The organism is Pseudoclavibacter sp. Marseille-Q434, from assembly GCF_050315415.1.
GTDB lineage: Bacteria > Actinomycetota > Actinomycetes > Actinomycetales > Microbacteriaceae > Pseudoclavibacter.
Genome location: NZ_JBNPQH010000002.1, coordinates 181,831 through 201,574, shown reverse-complemented (window position 1 = coordinate 201,574; position 19,744 = coordinate 181,831). Strand labels below are relative to the sequence as shown.

Below are 19,744 nucleotides of genomic sequence, written 5' to 3'. Positions count from 1 at the left end.
TCAGGAGTGTTCAATGAGAACCCCATGAAGCGCCTGAGCGCTCACGCACAGGAGGACGTCCATGCAGAAGTGGGAATATTTCATCACCCCGCTCCCGTTGCACACCCCCACTGTCATCCTCAACAACTGGGGTGCTCAGGGCTGGGAACTGGTCCAGGTTTCCACCAATGCTGAGGGCGGCTCCGTCGCCTACATGAAGCGTCCGATCGCGGGGGAGCAGTCATGAGCCAGGTCGAAGAGCGTCTCGGCGCCATGGGGATGGCGGTGCCGCCCGTCGCAGCTCCCGTCGCCGACTACGTCCCGGCCGTCGAGCACGGCGGTCTCGTCTACACGTCCGGCCAGCTACCGTTCATCGAGGGCGCGATCCCCGAGAAGGGCAAGGTCGGCGCCGAAGTCCCGCGCGACGATGCGATCGAGTTCGCCGCCTTCGCCGGCCTCAACGCGCTCGCCGCCATCAAGTCCGTCATCGGCGACCTCGACCGCGTCACGCGCGTCGTGAAGGTGACGGTCTACGTCGCCTCCGCTCCGGACTTCACCGAGCAGCCCCTGGTCGCCAACGGCGTCTCCGAGATGCTCGGCCTCGCGTTCGGCGACGCCGGCAAGCATGTCCGCGCCGCGGTCGGCGTCGCGGTGCTGCCGCTCGACTCGCCCGTGGAGGTCGACCTCATCGTCGCCTACGAGTAGCGAGCTCGTTCGCGAGCATCCGCACACCACGAAGCCCTGCATCCCTCTCCCGAGAGGTGCAGGGCTTCGCTCGTCTCGCCGTGCGGATCAGTCGTCGTCGGCGGTCCCGGATGCGACACCCGCGGAGATCGCGGACATCACGGACGCATCCGTGAGGGTCGTCGTGTCGCCCACGGCCTTGCCATCCGCCACGTCTCGAAGCAGGCGGCGCATGATCTTGCCGGAACGCGTCTTCGGCAGCTCGGCGACCACATACACCTGGCGCGGCCTGGCGATCGCGCCGATCTTCGTCGAGACGTGCGAGCGCAGCACCTGGGGTGCGTCCGACGCCTCGATCTCGGCCTTCTTGCTCTCCTTGAGCACGACGAACGCGACGACCGCCTGGCCTGTCGTCTCGTCGCTCGCTCCGACGACCGCCGACTCGGCGACGAACGGGTGGTCGACGAGCGCCGACTCGATCTCCGTGGTCGAAAGTCGGTGCCCGGAGACGTTCATGACGTCGTCGACGCGACCGAGCAGCCACAGGTGGCCGTCCTTGTCGACGCCCGCGCCATCGCCCGCGAAGTAGCGCCCGGGGAACTGCGACCAGTACGTCTCGATGAACCGCTCGCGGTCGCCGTAGATGCCGCGCGCCATGGAAGGCCACGGCTCGGTGATCGTGAGCAGCCCCATCTCGCCCGGGTCGACCCGCTCGCCCTGGTCGTCGACGACCTCGACGACAACACCGGGCACCGGCACCTGGGCGGCACCGGGCTTGAGCGCCACCTGGCTGGGGATCGCGGAGATCATGATGGCCCCCGTCTCCGTCTGCCACCACGTGTCGACGACCGGCACCCGGTTGCCGCCGATGACCTCCCGGTACCAGGCCCACGCCTCAGGGTTGATCGGCTCGCCCACCGAGCCGAGCAGGCGGATCGACGAGAGGTCGTACTTGGCGGGGATCTGCCTGCCCGACTTCATGTAGCCGCGGATCGCCGTCGGCGCCGTGTAGAAGATCGTGACGCCGTAGCGCTGGATGATGTCGAACCAGCGGCCGAGGTCGGGGGTGTCGTGCGTGCCCTCGTACATGACCTGCGTCGCGCCGTTGGCCAGGGGCCCGTAGACGAAGTAGCTGTGCCCCGTCACCCAGCCGACGTCGGCCGAGCACCAGTACACGTCCTGCTCCGGCTTGAGGTCGAAGATCGTGCGGTGCGTGAACGAGGTCTGCGTGAGGTAGCCGCCCGTCGTGTGCAGGAGGCCCTTCGGCTTCCCCGTGGTGCCCGAGGTGTAGAGGATGAACAGCGGATGCTCGGCGGGGAACGGCTTCGCAACGTGCTCGTCGCCGACCTGCGCGATCTCCTCGTCCCACCACAGGTCCCGGCCCGGCGTGAGCGAGACCTCGTTGTCGGCACGACGCACGACGAGCACGTGCTCGACGGTGTGCCCCTCAGTCTCGAGCGCCGCATCCACGGTCTCCTTGAGCGGGAAGATGCGGCCCTTGCGGATGCTGCCGTCGCTCGTGATGACGAGCTTGGCGTTCGCGTCCTCGACGCGGCTGCGGATGGAGTCGGCGCTGAACCCGCCGAAGATGACCGAGTGCACGGCGCCGATGCGCGCGCAGGCGAGCATCGCGACGACGGTCTCGGGGATCATCGGCATGTAGATCGCGACGACGTCCCCCGCCGTGACACCGAGGCTCTCCAGGAGGTTCGCGGCGCGCTTGACCTCGCCGAGGAGGTCCGAGTACGTGATGGTGCGCTTGTCGCCGGGCTCACCCTCCCAGTAGATCGCGACCCGGTCGCCGTTGCCGGCGAGCACGTGGCGGTCGACGCAGTTGAAGCTGGCGTTGAGCGTGCCGTCGCCGAACCACTTCGCGAACGGGGCGTCGCTCCAGTCGAGGACTTCCGTGAAGGGGGTCGACCAGTGCAGCTCCCTGGCCTGGTCGGCCCAGAAGCCGAGCCTGTCCTCCTCGGCCCGCGCCGCGAGGTCTGCTGGCACGGGGGAGGAGGCCGTGAACTCGTCGCTTGGCGGGAAGGTCTCGAGGTCTTCCAGGAGGTGTTCGATCTTGTCAGCCACCACAGGTCCTTTCGCGTCATTGCGATCCGGCACCGCCTCAATGCGGCGCAGCGTGCCAGAAGTCTACGGAGCCAGCATGTGCCGCGACTCCCGCCTTTCGGGGGGAATGTCCGCGGGCTTCCCGGGGCCACCTCGCTTCGGGGAGCACGTGAGTCCGAACTTGTGCCAGCCGTGGCGCAGTCCATGCCACGCGCAGGCGTGAGCGCCCGGCGTGTCGGGGGTGAAAAATGTGGCGTAAACCGTGATCTCGCGCGGAAGTGCGGGCTGTAGCCGAACATTTTTCGATAGACAGCCGACCGGCTAGTTTTCCGGACGAAATATGCACTACCATGGACCTCGATGGTTTCGCTCTCTGTCGCAACTATCGTCGCTCTGCAGCAATCAACCCCCCCTGAACGCTGCATGAGCTGAGGCGCTCGGATATCCCCCTGTCCGGGCGCCTCTCCAATTCTCCCGCGGCCCCGGTTCGGTCCGGCGCGACTCCGTCGTCGTGTGCCCTGTGCACAGTGGCCCATGCACAGGCGCGACGGCCATCGGACTCGTGGGCCTCCGGCGTTCGTACGCTTCGTGCATGGCACACGGCTCAGCTCTCGAATCGACATCAGGCCAGCGCTTCGTCGCTCGCCCGGCCTCGCAGCGTGCGGCCTCGCTGCCGTTGCCGCCGCGCACCGCGGAGAGCACGCCGCGATCCGTTCGGACATTGACTCGAGGTCAGGCGGACGCGTTCGGTCCCCTGGCGATGTACGTCGCCGATGGCGAGGTCACGGACCTCTTCGTCAACGGCACCGACGGCCTCTTCGTCGATCGAGGCGGCGGCGCGGAGCGGGAAGACTCCTGGGTGGCGCCGAGCGAGCGGGCGCTGCGCGAACTGGCCGTCCGTATCGTCGCTGCCGGCGGCAGGCACCTCGACGAATCCGCGCCGTGCGTCGACGTGCGCATCGCTGACGGCATCCGCGTGCACGCTGTGCTGCCTCCGGTGTCGATCTCCGGCACGCTCCTGTCCATTCGGGCACCGCGGGTCCGCCAGCTCACCATCGAGCAGCTCGACCGGCAGGCGTTCTTCTCTCCTGGCGCGGAGGAGCTCGTCCGGGAAGCGGTGCGAGCTCGTGCCAATGTGCTCATCACGGGTGCCGGCGGAAGCGGGAAGACGACGTTCCTGTCCGCGCTCCTCTCGGAGTCAGACCCCCGCGACCGCATCGTCGTGATCGAGGACGTCGCCGAGCTGCGCATCGCACATCCCCACAGCGTCTCGCTCGAGGCGAGACAGGCGAACATCGAGGGGGCCGGGAGCGTGCCGCTCGAGCGTCTTGTCCGCGAGTCGCTGCGGATGCGCCCGGACAGGCTCGTGCTCGGCGAATGTCGCGGCGCCGAACTCCGGGAGCTCCTGGCCGCACTCAACACGGGGCACGACGGCGGCGCGGGCACGCTCCACGCGAACTCCCTCGCCGATGTGCCCTCGCGCCTCGAGGCCCTCGGCGCGCTTGCCGGCATGACGCAGGATGCGGTCGCCAGGCAGACCGTGAGCGCCATCGACCTCGTCATGCACGTCGAGCGCACGTCCGTCGGGCATCGGCGGCTCGCCGACATCGGGGAGTTCTGCCTCGATGAGGCCGGGCGCCTGGCCATCGCATCGGTCCTGCGTCGAGAATCTGGCCAGGCGAAGAACGTCACGGCTCTCGCGTCTGCCACCGCCGGTGAGGCTGATGTCCGTCGCGGAGATGACCGCCGACACGATCCGGGTCACCGAGATCTCGGCCGGCGATGACCCAGCACGATGTCGACGCTGCCGAGCGAACCGCGGCGGTCGTCGAGCGACTCGCAGCCCTGCTCGCAGGCGGCACCACAGCGGATTCCGCGTGGCAGCACGCGGCGAGCTTCGCCGCCTCCGAAGAATCACCGAGGTCCGGACGAATCGCCTGGAGGCGGCTCGCATCCTGGGTGGAGGGCAGGCTCCGCCTGAGGATTCCTCGCCCCGCGCGGTGGCGCGCCGCCACCAGCGATCCCGTCGAGCTCACCATCGCGAGAGGCGTGCGCGCTGGCAAGCGAGTCGGTGCGATGCTCCGGGAGCACGATGAGCCGAGCTGGCGAGCCCTCGGCTGCGCCTGGTCCCTCGCCGAGACCACGGGGGCCCCGCTTGCCCGGGGCCTCGGCGAACTGGCCCAGACGTTCCGCGACTTCGGCGCCTCCGAGCGGGAGGTGCAACTCGCGCTCGCGGGCCCGAGCAGCGCCGCACGGCTGGTCATGGCGTTGCCCGCCTTCGGAGTCCTCCTCGGGCTCGCACTCGGCTTCGACAGCCTCGGGATGCTCTTCGGCACGCCGATCGGCCTCGCCTGTCTCGGCGGAGGGGTCGCCCTCATGGTCTCCGCGCACCTCTGGAACAGGGCACTCATCGCAGCGGCTTCCCGACGAGAGCAGCTGCCAGGCCTCGCCCTGGACCTGACGGCGCTCGGGATGCTTGGAGGCACATCCGTCGCCGCGGTCCGCCCGCTTGTGCAACGCGCGCTCGACGACGCGGCGCTCGGAACCGACGGGCGTTCGGCGGCTCGAACCGGCCTGGGCGGCGGGCGCGTCGACCGAGTGCTGGAGCTCGCCCGCGACGCTGGGGTGCCCGCCGCATCCCTCTTGCGCAGCGAAGCCGCGCTCGAGCGACGCGACGCGCGCGCCGCGTCGAGCAGGAAAGCGGCCGAGCTCGGCGTGCGCCTCATGCTGCCGCTCGGCCTGTGCGTGCTCCCGGCCTTTCTCCTGCTCGGCGTCGCTCCGCTCATCCTCGCCGTCGTGACCCAGACCATCTCGCGGCTCTGAGCCGCCCGATACGCCCGTGCCGCATTCCAACCGTCAATACGTAATAAGAGAGGTACACCCATGTTCCAGATCACGACCTTCGGCGACGCATCCCGAGGCTTGTTGAGCAGACTCCGGCAGTGGATGCGCGATGACGAGGGGGCCGCGACGGCCGAGTACGCGATCGCGACGATGGCAGCCGTCGCGTTCGCGGGGCTCCTCGTCGTCATCATGCAGAGCGACGAGGTCAGGGGCTTGCTCGAGAACATCATCCGCACCGCCCTCACGCTGGACGAATGATGCGTCGGGTGCCCCGATGGCTCCTGCCCGCGAGCTCCCAGCGTGGCTCGGCGACGGCGGAGTTCGCCATCGTGGCACCCGCCGTCGTCCTCCTGCTCGCCTTCTGCCTCACGGGACTGCAGGGCGTCGTCGTGCAGGTCCGGTTGCAGGACGCCGTCGCCGACGCTGTCAGGCTCGTGGCACGTGGGGACGACGAGGCCATCGCTCGCGAGCACGTGCATTCGCTCGTACCAGACGCGCACCTTGAGATCAGTCGCGCGGACGGCCTCGTCTGTGCGCGGGCGTCCACGCCACTCATCCTCGGGGAGCGCGTGCTCCCCGTGGATGTCGGCGCCCGCGCGTGCGCGCTCGGCGGCGGACGATGAGCGCCGAAGCGTCGGCACCTCTCCGCTGCCTGGGCGGAGACCGGGGCGCTGGCGGGGTCGTCGTGCTGGCGGTCTCGCTCCTCCTTCTTGCACTCACCGTCGGAGCCGTCAGCGTGCTCGCCGCCTTCCCAGCAAGACAGGCCGCGCACGCCGCAGCCGACGCGGGCGCGCTGGCCGCGGCCGACGTCGCATCCGGGCTGAAGCCGGGGGACCCGTGCGCCGAAGCCACCCGCATCGTCGCCGCCAACGGTGCCTCGCTCGAAGCCTGCACGGTCAGCGGCCGTGAGGCCGTTGTGCGAGTTCGTGTAGAGTCCGGCCCGTTCGTCTTTTCGGAACCGTCGAGGGCAGGACCGCCACCTCACTGAGAAGCCGTGAAGCGGAGCCGCCGGCAGTCGGAGGCCTTCCGCCCAGTCACCCCGTCCATGTACCAGCCCATCCATATAATGGGCGCCGACGGGTGGCAACAGCCCCCACATAACTCCGGCCAGCCGGAATCGTCGTGCGAGAGCACGCAGACCCATCCAAGGAACGCTTGTGTCAGGCAGCAACACACTGGTCATCGTCGAGTCGCCGACCAAAGTGAAGAGCATCTCGCAGTATCTCGGTGATGACTACACCGTGCTCGCCAGCGTCGGACACATCCGCGACCTCATCGAGCCCAAGAACCTCCCGCCAGAGCTCAAGAAGGGTTCCCTCGGGAAGTTCAGCGTCGACGTCGACAACGGGTTCGAGCCGTACTACGTGGTCTCCGACCAGAAGAAGAAGACCGTCGCCGAGCTCAAGCGGGCGCTCAAGGACGCCGACGAGCTCATCCTCGCAACTGATGAGGACCGCGAAGGAGAGGCCATCGCCTGGCACCTCCTGCAGGTGCTCCAGCCGAAGGTCCCCGTCAAGCGCATGGTGTTCCACGAGATCACCCGCGAGGCGATCGAAGCCGCGAAGGACCGCACGCGCGACATCGACGTGCACCTCGTCGACGCGCAGGAGACCAGGCGCATCCTCGACCGCCTCTACGGCTACGAGGTGTCGCCCGTGCTGTGGCGCAAGGTCGGCCCCGGACTCTCCGCCGGCCGCGTGCAGTCAGCGGCGACACGCCTCATCGTAGACCGCGAGCGCGAGCGTCTCGCGTTCGTGAAGGCCAGCTACTGGGGAGTCGAAGCCCGCTTCGCGCCCGAGCAGGGGAAGGAGGGGTCGGCCTTCGTCGCCCGTCTGACGAAGCTCGACGGCGAGCGCGTCGCCACCGGACGCGACTTCGACGACCACGGTGTGCTCAAGAACTCGTCCGTGATCCTCGGTGAAGCCGAGGCGACCACGTTGACCGTGCAGCTCACGGCCGGCACGGTTCCCGTCACGGTGTCCTCCGTCGAGTCCAAGCCGTACACTCGACGCCCCGCCGCGCCGTTCACGACCTCGACCCTGCAGCAGGAGGCCGCCCGCAAGCTGCGCTTCACCGCACGCCAGACGATGAGCGTCGCGCAGTCGCTGTACGAGAACGGGTACATCACGTACATGCGTACCGACTCCTCGTCGCTGTCGTCGCAGGCGCTCAACGCTGCACGCACGCAGGCCGCCAAGCTCTACGGGGCCGAGACGGTTCCATCGGCTCCCCGCCTCTACGGCTCGAAGTCGAAGAACGCGCAGGAAGCGCACGAGGCCGTGAGGCCGGCCGGCTCCACGTTCGCGCTGCCAAGCGAGCTTCGGCCCAAGCTGAGCCCCAACGACTTCAAGCTGTACGACCTCATCTGGAAGCGCACCATCGCCTCGCAGATGGCCGACGCCAAGGGGCAGACGGCGACCGTCACGATCGACGCCTCGCCCATCGACGTCTCCGATGCGCAGGGCACCGTCACGAGCCGCGTCGCCGAGTTCCAGGCGTCCGGCACCGTCATCACCTTCCGCGGCTTCCTCGCCGCCTACGAGGAGGGGAAAGACGAGGCGCGCGACGACTCGACCACCGCAGAAGCGAAGCTGCCGCCGCTCACCAAGGGGCAGAAGCTCGATCCGGAGACGGCAGACGCCAAGAGCCACGAGACCAGCCCGCCCCCGCGCTACACGGAGGCGAGCCTCGTCAAGACGCTCGACGAGCTCGGCATCGGCCGCCCGTCGACGTACGCATCCATCATCTCCACCATCATCGACCGCGGGTACGTCGCGCCGCGCGGCAGCGCACTCGTCCCCAGCTGGACGGCATTCTCCGTCGTGCGTCTCCTCGAAGAGCACTTCCACGACCTCGTCGAGTACAACTTCACGGCGCAGATGGAAGGCGACCTCGACCGCATCGCCGCCGGCACCGAGCAGCGCAACGACTGGCTGCGCGGGTTCTACTTCGGAACCGACGACCACAAGGGACTCCGCGGCGTCATCGACAACCTCGGCGAGATCGATGCCCGCGAGATCAACTCGACCCCGCTCGCCGACGGCATCGTCCTGCGCATCGGCCGCTACGGCCCCTACCTCGAGGTCGCTCCGGAGACGGAAGGCGAGACCCCGAGGCGCGTCAACGTCCCAGAAGACCTGGCCCCCGACGAGCTGACCGCAGAGAAAGCGATCGAGCTCGTCGAGGCGCCTATCCAGACGGATCGCGTGCTGGGCGTCGTCCCCGAGACCGGCAAGCGCATCGTCGTGAAGGACGGCCGTTTCGGCCCGTACGTGACCGAGGCTCCGTCGGAGGCCGAGGAGGCCGCCGCAGAGGCTGAGGCCAAGGCCAAGGCACTCGCGGAAGAGGCCGAGGCGAAAGCCGCCGCTGCCGAGGGGCGTCCAGTCAAGAAGCCGCGCGCCAAGAAGGCCGCCGCTGCCGAGAAGCCACGCACGGCGTCGCTCTTCAAGTCGATGATCCCAGAGCAGGTCACCTACGAGCAGGCGATCGGGCTGCTCGAGCTGCCCAGAGTGGTCGGCGTCGACGCCGAGACGGGTGCCGAGATCACGGCCCAGAACGGCCGGTACGGGCCGTACCTGAAGAAGGGCACCGACACGCGGTCGCTCACGAGCGAGGACGAGATCTTCACCGTCACGCTCGAGGCCGCGCACGAGCTCTTCGCGCAGCCCAAGTACGGGGCACGCACCACGAAGGCGGCCATCAAGGAGTTCGAGGCCGACCCCGTGAGCGGCAAGCCGATCAAGATCAAGGACGGTCGCTTCGGTCCGTACGTCACCGACGGCGAGACCAACGTGACCGTGTCGCGCGGCGCCAACCCGGAGGACGTCACGTTCGAGGAAGCCGTGCAGATGCTCGCCGACAAGCGTGCCAAGGGCCCCGTCAAGCGCAAGACCACGGCCGCGAAGAAGCCGGCAGCGAAGAAGCCCGCCGCCAAGAAGCCAGCTGCCTCCAAGGCGGCGGCGACCAAGACGACCGCAGCGAAGAAGCCTGCCGCGAAACGCGCGCCTGCTAAGAAGCCTGCGGCCAAGGCCAGCGGGGCAGCAAGCAGCGAATGACGGGCCTCTTCATCACGCTCGAGGGCGGCGACGGCGCGGGCAAGTCGACGCACTCGGCCCTGCTCGAGGAATGGCTGGCGGCCCTCGGGCAGACGGTCGTGCGCACGCGCGAACCGGGCGGCACCGACCTCGGCGCCGACATCCGGGAACTCGTGCTGCACCGCAAGGGTCACATGGATGCCAGGGCCGAGGCGCTCCTGTACGCCGCCGACCGTGCACACCACATCGCAACCGTCGTCCGACCAGCGCTCGAACGCGGCGACGTCGTCGTGCAGGACCGCTACCTCGACTCCTCGATCGCCTACCAGGGCACGGGGCGCGAGCTCGGCGCCGACGAGGTCAGGGACCTCTCCCTGTGGGCCGCGCGCGGCCTGCTCCCCGACCTCACCGTGCTCTTCGACCTCGATCCGGACGAAGGGCGCCGACGTATCGGCGCGACCCGCGGCACCTACGACCGGCTCGAAGCCGAATCGAAGCATTTTCACGACGCCGTCCGCTCCGCCTTCCTCGGCCTTGCCGCCGCCGACCCGGACAGGTTCCTCGTGATCGACGCGACCCAGCCACGAGAGCACGTGGCCGAGCGCATCCGCACCCGCGTCGCCGAGCTCCTCGAGCGGCGCCCGGTCGGCGAGTAGCCATGACCGTCTGGGACGACCTCTCCGGTCAGGACGACGCGATCGCCCTGTTCTCGAACGCGGCGAAGGCCTCCAAACTCGGTGCAGTGGACACGAGCGGCATGACGAACTCGTGGCTCATCACCGGCCCACCCGGTTCCGGTCGAAGCAACATGGGCTACGCCTTCGCGGCGGCACTGCTGTGCCCGAACGACGGATGTGGCGTGTGCCCGTCCTGCGTTCAGGTGCGCGCCCGCTCGCACCCCGACCTCACGGCCGTCGTCACGGAGACCGTGCAGCTCGACATCAAGACGGCACGCGAACTCGTGGAGCGCGCATCCATGTCGCCGATGACCGGGCGTTACCGGGTCATCCTCGTCGAAGACGCCGACCGCATGGTCGCACGCACCTCGAACACGCTGCTCAAGGCCATCGAAGAGCCACCGGAGTCGACCGTGTGGGTGCTCTGCGCGCCGAGCGAGGCCGACCTGCTGCCGACCATCCGCTCACGCGTGCGCAGCGTGCGGCTTCGGGTGCCGGAGGTTCGAGACGTCGCCGGGCTGCTCGTGCGTCGCGACGGCATCGAGCCGGAAGTCGCTCTGCGTGCCGCCCGCGAGGCGCAGAGCCACGTCGGCATGGCCAAACGACTCGCCACGAGCGAAGACGCGTGGGGTCGCCGTGACGCGTCCCTCGACGGCCTGCTCGACATCCGCACGACCGGCGACGCCGTCCGGAAGGCCGCACAGCTCGTCGCGATCGCCGACGAGGACGCCACCGCCAACGCGGCAGACCGCGACGACAAGGAGCGGGCAGCCGCATTCCGGTCTCTCGGCCTCACGCCGGGCCAGGCAGTGCCGAGGCAGCTGCGCGGACAGATCCGTGAACTCGAAGAGCATCAGAAGCGCAGAGCGAAGCGCGGTCAGGTCGATGCGATCGATCGCATCCTGACCGACTCGGTCTCCCTGCTGCGAGACCTGCTCATGCTGCAGCTGGCTCTCCCTGTCGAGCTCGTCAACGAGCACCGGCGGCACGAACTGGAATCCGCAACGAGCTCGCGCAGCTCCGACGACGTGCTCACGAGCATTGACGCGGCGAGCAAAGCCAGAGCACGACTCGCCGCAAACGTTCCTGTGGCGCTCGTCCTCGAGGCATTCTTGATCAGCTGGACGCCATCGCAGCAGGGAGCATCATGACCAGACCGACCACCCGTCGCGCGGCAACGCGCAGCATCGGCGCCTCGCTCCTGACCGGTGCAGTCGTCTTCCTGCTCAGCGGATGCACGCTCGTGACGACGCTCGCCGGCGGAGGCTCCGGTGGAGGCGTGCAGACGGAGGACGTCGACGTCATCCCGACCGGCCTCGACCCCAGCATCCAGACGTTCTACGAGCAGGACCTCGGCTGGGACGCGTGCGGCGGCGGTCTCGAGTGCGCAACCGCGGAAGCTCCGATGGACTGGGCAGACGGGACCTCGGAGCAGATCGAGCTCGCCATGGTGAAGGTACCCGCGTCGAGCGGCAACCCGATCGGGACGATCTTCACCAACCCTGGCGGTCCCGGAGCATCCGGCGTCTCGTTCGTGCGCGACAGCGCCCAGTTCGTCTTCACGCCGGAGCTCATGGAGGATTTCGACATCGTGGGCTGGGACCCGCGCGGTGTCGGTGAGTCGAGCGCGGTCGAGTGCCGTGACGATGCCGGCATGGACGAGTGGTTCTATGGCGTCAACGAAGATCTCGATCCGGGCACCGCGACCGATGAGCAGATCATCGCGGAGGTCACCGCGAACTCGAAGGAGTTCGCCGACGACTGCCTCGAGAACACGGGACCGCTCCTCGAGTTCGTCGACACGAAGAGCACCGTGCAGGACCTCGACCTGCTGCGCGCGCTCGTCGGCGACCCGAAGGTCAACTACTTCGGGTTCTCGTACGGCACCGACATCGGCGCCCAGTACATCGACATGTTCCCGGAGACGGTCGGCCGCGTCGTGCTCGACGGCGCCACGGACCCGACCCTGTCGACGTTCCAGGTGGTGCTCGCCCAGCAGGGCGCCTTCGGTGAAGCCACCCGCACCTACCTCGAAGACTGCCTGACCACGACGAGCTGCCCATTCACCGGCACAGTGGACGAGGCGATAGCGAAGATCAACACCCTCATGGCCGAGGCCGATGACACCCTCCCCGTGAACGCAGACGGCCGGAAGCTCACGAGCGGCGTCATCGACACGGCCATCAGCTCGGCGCTCTACAACAACCAGAGCTGGCCGTACCTGAGCGACGCGTTCGCCACCTATGAGACAGCGGGCGACCCTGCAGGGTTCTTCGCGCTCAGCGACTCCTACTACGGTCGCGGGCCAGACGGCACCTACGCCGACAACATGTTCGAGGCCTTCACCGCCATCAACTGTCTCGACTACCCGGTCGAGACCGACCCCGCCAAGATCGCCGACTTCAACCGGCAGATCGCAGAGTCGACCCCGATCGGCATTCCAGGACCCGAAGCGCTCGGAGACACGACCTGCCAGCAGTGGGCGTTCTCGTCCACCAACGAGCTCGCACCCGTCACCGGTGCGGGAGCCGACCCGGTCCTCGTCATCGGCACGACCGGCGACCCGGCCACGCCGTACGCGTGGGCGGAGGCCGTGACCGAGCAGCTCGAATCGGCCACGCTGCTCACCTTCGAGGGCGAGGGACACCTCGCCTACACGCAGGGCGACAGCTGCGTCACCGGTGCCGTCGACGCCTACTTCATCGACGGCACAGTGCCCGCCGAGGGGCTGGTCTGCTGACCGCGACACCCCGATGTGCACTTGAGCAAAGTGTGCGTTATGCTTTGGTGTCGAGTTCAGCACCCCAGGGAGTTGAGCTGCAGGCAGGCCGCCTTAGCTCAGTCGGCAGAGCGATTCACTCGTAATGAATAGGTCGCGAGTTCGATTCTCGCAGGCGGCCCCATCGCCCCTCCGCACTTCGGTGCGGAGGGGCTCTTGTCTTCTCGGGCGCCCCGCCTCCCGTACGCTGAGCAGATGCTCGAGCGCAGGCACCACGACCCCGATCAGCACCCGCCTCTCGCGTTCCCGCCGCTGCGGAGCCCCGTGCACCAGCTGGGAACTGTGGAGCCGTTCGACTTCTCGCGCCGGGTCGCGGTCATGGCGATCGTGAATCGCACTCCAGACTCGTTCTACGACGACGGGGCGACGTTCGGTCTCCAGAGCGCCGTGGACGCGGTGCTCGCCGCCGAACGCGCGGGTGCCGACATCGTCGACATCGGCGGGCAGCCGTTCGCGCCAGGCGAGGAGCTCTCGGAAGCGGATGAGATCGCCCGCGTCGTGCCGGTGATCCGTGCTGTCCGAGAGCGCACCGGCGTGCCGATCTCCGCAGAAACGTACCGTGCGCGCGTAGCGGAGGCCTGCATCGAGGCGGGCGCGGGCATCATCAACGACACGAGCGGCCTCCGGGACGAGAACCTCGCGAGAGTCGTGGCGGGCTCCGGCGTGCAGCTCGTCATCACGCACAGCGTCGCAGCGCCGAGGGCGGAGCTCGCGCGCCCGCACTACGACGACGTCGTCGGCGAGGTGCGGGTGTTCCTGGCAGCACGCGCCGAACGTGCCATCGAACTCGGCGTCGGGGAAGAGCAGCTCATCATCGACCCGGGGCATGACCTCAACAAGAACACCCTGCACACGCTCGAGCTGACCAGGCGCTTCGACGAGATCTCATCGATCGGCTTCCCCGTGCTCGCCGCCGTCTCCAACAAGGACTTCATCGGGGAGACCCTTGATCGGGAGAAGCGGGACCGCGTCTCGGGCTCGCTTGCATCCGCCGTCGCGTGCATCCTGCTCGGCGCTCGCATCGTCCGCATGCACAACGTCCCAGAAGCGGTGGACGCGACGAGGATGACCGAAGCGATCCTCGGACTGCGCGCGCCCGCGTACACGCGCCACAACCTGTAGCGCCCACCCCGCTCGCACCCAACTCACCACTGCCGCGCACGTCGCCGTGGCATGCTCTCACCATGAACGCTCCATCAGCGGCGATCCGCTCGTTGCTTGGCCCAGAAGGCGAGCACGGGTGGCTCGACGACGAGCAGCTGCTCGCCCACTACGCCTACCCCGCGAACGGCGCGTTCCGCTTGAACTTCGTCGCGAGCGTCGACGGCGCCGCCATGGGCGGTGACGGTCGGTCGGGGAGCCTCGGCACGGCAGCCGACCACCGGGTCTTCGAGCTGCTGCGCCGCCTCGCCGACCTCGTGCTCGTCGGGGCAGGCACGCTCAGAGACGAGGGCTACGTCGGCCTTCGCGTCTCCGAGGCCTCCGTCGCGTGGCGGGAGGCGCGGGGACGGCCCGCGCACCCGACGCTCGGCATCGTCTCGAGTCGGCTCGCCCTCGACCCCAAGCATGAGATGTTCGCCGACGCACCCGTTCCGCCGATCGTCGTGACTCCGGTCTCCGACCCGGAACGGCTCGCGCCCTTCCGGGAGGTTGCGACTGTGCTGACCGTGCCAGAGCATCCGGGCCGCCCCGGAACCCTCGACGTCACCGAGTTGCGCGCCATGCTGCGCGAGCTCGGCCACAGCGAGGTGCTCTGCGAGGGCGGGCCAACGCTCTTCGGCGAGATCAACGCCCAGGGCGCGTTCGACGAGCTCTGCCTCACCGTGTCGCCCGCGCTCGTGGGCGGCCAGGAAGGGCGCATCGCGCACTCGGAGACGCTCGCGCAGCATCCGCTCGCCCTCGCCGGGGTCCTCGAGTGCGATCACACGCTGCTGCTCCACTACCGGCGCTCGGCCGGGCTCAGCTGACCCGATCTCGAGATCGCACTGTGCGACCGATGGCCTGGGTCGCATGCCCGACGTCAGACGGCACGCACTCGAGCGCTGGCTAGACTGGCACCTTGGCGCGGCGTCACGAGACGCGGGGCGCCCAGGTTCCATTCGGAGGTGACATGGCCGGCTCAGGCAGCGCGCGCACGCGGCGCCCAGGTGCTGGCCGCCTGATCGGCTTCACCCTCGCGGGCGTCCTCGCGCTCGGCGCAGGGTTCGCCGCGGGAGGAGGCGGCTTCGCCGTCGCGGCCCCTGCCTTCGCGGGCGAGGCCCAGGAACTCGCCCCGAAGACGCTCGGTGCCGTCCGGGAGACCCCCGTCGAGGCCGCCGCCGCAGAGCCCGTGCGCACGTGCTCCATCGAAGACGTCGCCAGTGCCGCTGGGGCCCTCGACTTCCACGGTGTCGTCGTCGACACCCAGAGCGGCGAGACGGTCTATGAGCGGAAGGCGACGGATGCGGTCCCGACGGCCTCCGTCATGAAGCTCCTCACGACGACTGCCGCGATCGAGGTGCTCGGCCCCGACTTCCGCATCCCGACCCGCGTCTACGCCGGCAGCGAGCCCGGAACGGTCGTCATCGTCGGCGGGGGAGACGTGACGCTCGCCTCCACCGACAGCGGCGCCGGCAGCTACTACTCCGGAGCGACCGGCACCCTCGCGGACCTCGCAGCGCAGACCCGGACGGCATGGGCGAACGACCCGAGCCTGTCCGGCACGGCGCCCACCCAGGTCCTCGTCGACGAATCCGCCTTCAGCGGCGCCGAATGGCAGCCTTCCTGGTCCCAGGCCGACCGCACGGACGGCTACATCAGCCCCATCTCCGCGCTCATGGTCGACGGCGGACGCCAGGACCCGGCGAGCCTCGTCTCGCCCCGCACAGAGGACCCGAGCGGGGCCGCGGCCGCCGCGTTCGCCACGAGGCTCGGTGCCGCGACCACGGGAGCGAGCGGGTCTGCGCCGGACGGCGCCAAGCTCCTCGCCGAAGTCTGGTCGCAACCCGTCTCCGAACTCGTGCACTACGCGCTCATCGACAGCGACAACAACGTCGCCGAGACGCTCGCGCGCCTCGTGGCGATCGAACAGGGCATCGGAACGGACTTCGGCGCAATCCAGGACTCCACGAGCCAGGCGCTCACGACGCTGGGCCTCGACACGAGCGGACTCGTGCTCGCTGACGGATCCGGCCTCTCCGCTGACAACCGGGTGCCGCCCGAGCTGGTCGCAGAGCTCCTCCAGACCATCTCTCAGCCCGACATCGCCGCCTCCCAGCTGCTCGACGACCTCCCCGCATCAGGCCAGACGGGCACCCTGCAGTCGCGCCTCACGCCGCTCGGAGTGCCCCCGGGGGCGATCACCGCGAAGACCGGCTGGATCAACGAGGTCTACGGCCTGGCCGGCTACCTGACCGCCGCGGACGGCAGCAGGCTCACGTTCGCGTTCTTCGTCGTCGGCACCGTCACGCCCGCGAACCGCGACGCCCTCGACACCATCGCCGCGCGCACCTACTCGTGCGGAGCGTCCCTCGCCAACTGGTGACGCACGCCGTGCGCGGTCCACGTGCGCCTGGCCCATCCAGGTGGCCTGCGGCAGACTGGTGACATGAGCCGTGCACTGCTGATCGTCGACGTCCAGAACGACTTCACCGAGGGCGGCGCCCTCGAGACCGACGGCGGTGCGGCCGTCGCCGCCGGCATCACCGAGCACCTCGCCAGCAGCCGCGAGCAGTACGACGTCGTCGCCGCGTCCCGAGACTGGCACGACGCGAACAGCGACAACGGCGGGCACTTCCACGCGCAGCCCGACTTCGTCGACAGCTGGCCGGAGCACTGCGTCGCGGGGACAGCAGGTGCCGACTACCACCCCGCCCTCGACACGAAGCTCGTCGACCTGCACATCTTCAAGGGCCAGGGAACGCCCTCCTACTCCGCGTTCGACGGCGCAACGGCTGACGGCGAGACGTTAGCCGACGCGCTGCGCGCACGCGGCGTCGACGAGCTCGACGTCGTCGGCATCGCGACCGACCACTGCGTGCGCGCATCCGCGCTCGACGGCCAACGGGCCGGGTTCGCGGTGCGCGTCATCGACGGACTCACCTCCGCCGTCAGCCCCCAGACGCGTGCGGCTGCCCTCGAAGAGCTCCGCGCCACCGGCATCACCGTCGAGTAGCGGCCCGGCCCTTCGTCGCACTGACCGGGTCCCGGCCTCGTGGTTCTCGGGATGGAAAAGTCGCTTCGTGTTGGAAAGTTTCCCCGAGCGACGTCACTGTCCCATCCCGAGACGGCGTATGGCGGTCGGATCGGATCGGATCGGATCGGATCGGACCGGACCGGATCGGATCGCGTCCGCGTCTGCGTCTGCGTCCGCGGCGTGGATAGACACCTCATTTCGGGATGGCTTGCACGCTTCGGGATGGCTTGTGCCCCATCCCGAAGCGCGCAACCCATCCCGAAGCGCGCAACCCATCCCGAAACTTGCACGCCGAGCGCCGCTCGTGCCGCGTGCGCCGCCGCCCCGGGCGCGCTGATCAGGTCTCGACCTCAGGCATTCGGGATGGAAAAGTCGCTTCGTGCTGGAAAGTTTCCCGGCACGGAGCGACTTTTCCATCCCGTCCCATCCCGGAACCGTGGGCGTGGGCGTGGCCGAGGGGGCGAAGGCGCGGGCCGCCGCGGAGTCAGCGGGGGAGCAGCAGCTGGTGCTGCGCGAGCTCGCGGTAGAGCGGCACGGTGTCGACGAGCTCGAGGTGCTTGCCGCGGCCGAGCACCTGGCCATGCTCGAGGACGACGATCTCGTCGCTGTCGACGACGGTCGAGAGGCGGTGGGCGATGACGATGACGCTTCGGCCTTCGGACACCTTGTCGAGCGCGTCGCGCATGAGTCGCTCGTTGGCCCCATCGAGGGCGGATGTCGACTCGTCGAGGAGCAGGATGGGCGGGGCTGAGAGCAGCGCGCGCGCGATGGCGAGGCGCTGCCGCTCGCCCCCGGAGAGCATGACGCCTGATTCGCCGACCTGGGTGTCGAGGCGGTCGTCGCTGCGGTCGAGCACGTCGCCGAGGTTCACCTCGCGCAGCACCTGCTCGCAGGCGACGTCGTCGGCGTCCGGCCGCCCGAGGAGCAGGTTCTCGCGCAGGGAGCCGGCGAGGACCGGCGCATCCTGCTGCACGTAGCCGAGCTGCGCGCGCAGGTGCTGCCGGTCGATGGAACTCAGATCGACGCCGCCGAGTCGGATGTTTCCGCCCGTCGGGTCGTAGAAGCGCTCCAGCAGGGCGAGGGCTGTGGACTTGCCGGAGCCTGAGGGACCGACGAGGGCGAGACGCTCACCGCGACGCAGCGCGAAGCTGACGCCGTCGAGCACGAGGGGCGCCTCGACTCGTGCCTGCGCGCCGTCCTCGGCGAAGAGCCGGGCGTCGGGATCGGATGCGGCGCCCGTCATGGCCGCTGCCATGCCGCCGCGTGAGGACTCGCGGCGGATCGTCTCGAGTCTCGCGGCGGCACGCTCGCGGGCGGCGCGGGCGCGCACGACGTCCTCTGGGTAGTGGAAGGAGACCGCGTCGAACTCGACGGCGGGCGCATCCGGAGCCCCGTGCTCGTTCGCCGGCCCTTCGAGGACAACAAGCGGGGCCTCGGTTCGGTCGCCTGACCCCTCTTCAGGAATGGCGATGATCTCCTCGATGCGGCCCAGGGCGCCGAGCGCTGTATTGACGGCCGTGAGGGCACCGAAGAACAGGCCGAGGGGCATGATCATCATGAACAGGAACATGATGAAGGCGATGAGGTTGGCGATGCTGAGGTCGCCGGCGGCGACGCGGAGCCCGCCGACGCCGAGCACCGCGATGAGCGCGCCCTGCATGGCGAAGCCCGCGACGGGCACGATGAACGCCGAGATGCGGGCCACGTCGAGGCCGCGCTGGTACGCCCCGACGGCGTCGGCGTCGACGAGGCGCTCCTCGCGCTCGGTCGCCCCGAACGCCCGCACGGTGCGGACGGAAGAGATGGCCCGCTCGACGGATGCGGTGAGGTCACCCACCTTCTGCTGTGCTGCGGCGCTGGCCTCGCGGATGCGCATCGACATGCCGACGACGAGCAGGAGCGCGACGACGACGACGGCGAAGGTGATGAGGAAGAGCACGCCGTCGAGCACGATCATGGCGATGACGGCACCGATGAAGGTGAGCGCACCGCCGATGGCCTCGACGAGACCCTGCGTGAGGACAGCCCGCAGCATCGTGGTGTCGCTGCCGACGCGCGACACGAGGTCACCCGTTCGGCGGGCGTCGAACTCCGCGACGGGCAGCCGCAGCAGCTTCGCGACGAGACGACGGCGGGTGTTGAGGACGATCGACTCGCCAGTGCGCTGCAGGAGGAAGTGCTGGACGCCGTTCGCGATCGCACCGAGGACGACAGCGCCGACGAGCACCCAGACGACCCAGGCGGCGATCGTGCCGACCTCGACCTGCCCGATGAGCACGTTGACGAGCAGCGGCTGCGCGAGGCTCAACGCCGAGCTGAAGATGCTGATCGCGATGATGCCGGCGAGGAGCGGCTTGTTCACGAGCAGGTGGGGGAGGAGCTGCTTGAACGTGGCCCTCGGCGCACCGGATGCCTCGCGAGGCGGACGCCCGAGGAAGCCACCCCGCTTCTTCTGCGTCGTGTCCTCGCCGCCGACCGATGCTGAACTCACTGGCTTGTCGCCCAAACTCCTGGCCTT

Annotated in this window: 17 protein-coding genes and 1 tRNA gene; 16 read left to right on the top strand and 2 right to left on the bottom strand. The window is 69.2% G+C overall.

The window, feature by feature from the left end; all coding sequences use genetic code 11:
• The first annotated feature begins 61 nt into the window (after positions 1-61).
• The gene (locus ACQFZP_RS07810) at positions 62-226 is read left to right on the top strand and encodes a hypothetical protein (protein WP_167516566.1); all 165 of its coding nucleotides are present in this window, start codon (positions 62-64) and stop codon (positions 224-226) included.
• The gene (locus ACQFZP_RS07805) at positions 223-684 is read left to right on the top strand and encodes a RidA family protein (RefSeq protein WP_104312868.1); all 462 of its coding nucleotides are present in this window, start codon (positions 223-225) and stop codon (positions 682-684) included. The genes ACQFZP_RS07810 and ACQFZP_RS07805 overlap by 4 nt, the downstream gene beginning before the upstream one ends.
• 87 nt (positions 685-771) lie before the next feature.
• On the opposite strand, the gene acs is transcribed toward ACQFZP_RS07805, so the two are convergent.
• Positions 772-2,739, bottom strand: coding sequence for an acetate--CoA ligase (gene acs, locus ACQFZP_RS07800; RefSeq protein ID WP_211890924.1), 1,968 nt, complete (start codon positions 2,737-2,739; stop codon positions 772-774).
• Between the two features lie 571 nt (positions 2,740-3,310).
• On the opposite strand from acs, the gene ACQFZP_RS07795 reads away from it, so the two are divergent.
• The 14 genes from ACQFZP_RS07795 (at position 3,311) to ACQFZP_RS07730 (ending at position 17,205) form a co-directional block, all read left to right on the top strand.
• Positions 3,311-4,504 (top strand): TadA family conjugal transfer-associated ATPase, encoded by a 1,194-nt coding sequence (locus ACQFZP_RS07795; protein WP_211890922.1) that lies wholly within the window; start codon positions 3,311-3,313, stop codon positions 4,502-4,504.
• Positions 4,501-5,541: a type II secretion system F family protein gene (locus tag ACQFZP_RS07790; RefSeq protein ID WP_249312259.1), complete on the top strand. Its 1,041-nt coding sequence runs from the start codon at positions 4,501-4,503 to the stop codon at positions 5,539-5,541. The genes ACQFZP_RS07795 and ACQFZP_RS07790 overlap by 4 nt, the downstream gene beginning before the upstream one ends.
• Positions 5,542-5,601: 60 nt before the next feature.
• The gene (locus tag ACQFZP_RS07785; RefSeq protein ID WP_104312866.1) at positions 5,602-5,820 is read left to right on the top strand and encodes a DUF4244 domain-containing protein; all 219 of its coding nucleotides are present in this window, start codon (positions 5,602-5,604) and stop codon (positions 5,818-5,820) included.
• Between the two features lie 8 nt (positions 5,821-5,828).
• Positions 5,829-6,185, top strand: coding sequence for a TadE/TadG family type IV pilus assembly protein (locus tag ACQFZP_RS07780; protein ID WP_307852788.1), 357 nt, complete (start codon positions 5,829-5,831; stop codon positions 6,183-6,185).
• Positions 6,182-6,550 (top strand): Rv3654c family TadE-like protein, encoded by a 369-nt coding sequence (locus ACQFZP_RS07775; protein ID WP_104312865.1) that lies wholly within the window; start codon positions 6,182-6,184, stop codon positions 6,548-6,550. Before ACQFZP_RS07780 ends, ACQFZP_RS07775 begins: the two co-directional genes overlap by 4 nt.
• Before the next feature lie 169 nt (positions 6,551-6,719).
• The gene (topA, locus tag ACQFZP_RS07770) at positions 6,720-9,617 is read left to right on the top strand and encodes a type I DNA topoisomerase (protein WP_104312864.1); all 2,898 of its coding nucleotides are present in this window, start codon (positions 6,720-6,722) and stop codon (positions 9,615-9,617) included.
• Complete coding sequence (gene tmk, locus ACQFZP_RS07765; RefSeq protein ID WP_104312863.1) at positions 9,614-10,252, top strand: dTMP kinase; 639 nt, start codon at positions 9,614-9,616, stop codon at positions 10,250-10,252. Before topA ends, tmk begins: the two co-directional genes overlap by 4 nt.
• A gap of 2 nt (positions 10,253-10,254) precedes the next feature.
• Entirely contained in the window at positions 10,255-11,424 is a 1,170-nt protein-coding gene (locus ACQFZP_RS07760) for a DNA polymerase III subunit delta' (protein ID WP_211890920.1), read from the top strand.
• Positions 11,421-13,013, top strand: a complete 1,593-nt coding sequence (locus ACQFZP_RS07755) for an alpha/beta hydrolase (RefSeq protein WP_211890918.1) — start codon at positions 11,421-11,423, stop codon at positions 13,011-13,013. The genes ACQFZP_RS07760 and ACQFZP_RS07755 overlap by 4 nt, the downstream gene beginning before the upstream one ends.
• 87 nt (positions 13,014-13,100) lie before the next feature.
• Positions 13,101-13,176: transfer RNA gene (locus ACQFZP_RS07750), tRNA-Thr, on the top strand.
• A 71-nt stretch (positions 13,177-13,247) separates the two neighbouring features.
• Positions 13,248-14,174 carry a dihydropteroate synthase gene (gene folP / locus ACQFZP_RS07745; protein ID WP_104312860.1) on the top strand — a complete coding sequence of 309 codons (927 nt, stop codon included), beginning with the start codon at positions 13,248-13,250 and terminating at the stop codon, positions 14,172-14,174.
• A gap of 62 nt (positions 14,175-14,236) precedes the next feature.
• The gene (locus tag ACQFZP_RS07740) at positions 14,237-15,019 is read left to right on the top strand and encodes a dihydrofolate reductase family protein (protein WP_211890916.1); all 783 of its coding nucleotides are present in this window, start codon (positions 14,237-14,239) and stop codon (positions 15,017-15,019) included.
• Between the two features lie 143 nt (positions 15,020-15,162).
• The gene (gene dacB / locus ACQFZP_RS07735; RefSeq protein WP_211890915.1) at positions 15,163-16,575 is read left to right on the top strand and encodes a D-alanyl-D-alanine carboxypeptidase/D-alanyl-D-alanine endopeptidase; all 1,413 of its coding nucleotides are present in this window, start codon (positions 15,163-15,165) and stop codon (positions 16,573-16,575) included.
• A 63-nt stretch (positions 16,576-16,638) separates the two neighbouring features.
• Entirely contained in the window at positions 16,639-17,205 is a 567-nt protein-coding gene (locus tag ACQFZP_RS07730; RefSeq protein WP_211890913.1) for an isochorismatase family protein, read from the top strand.
• Positions 17,206-17,710: 505 nt separating this feature from the next.
• Here the strand turns inward: ACQFZP_RS07730 and ACQFZP_RS07725 are convergent.
• Positions 17,711-19,717, bottom strand: coding sequence for an ABC transporter ATP-binding protein (locus ACQFZP_RS07725; protein ID WP_211890912.1), 2,007 nt, complete (start codon positions 19,715-19,717; stop codon positions 17,711-17,713).
• Positions 19,718-19,744: the final 27 nt, after the last annotated feature.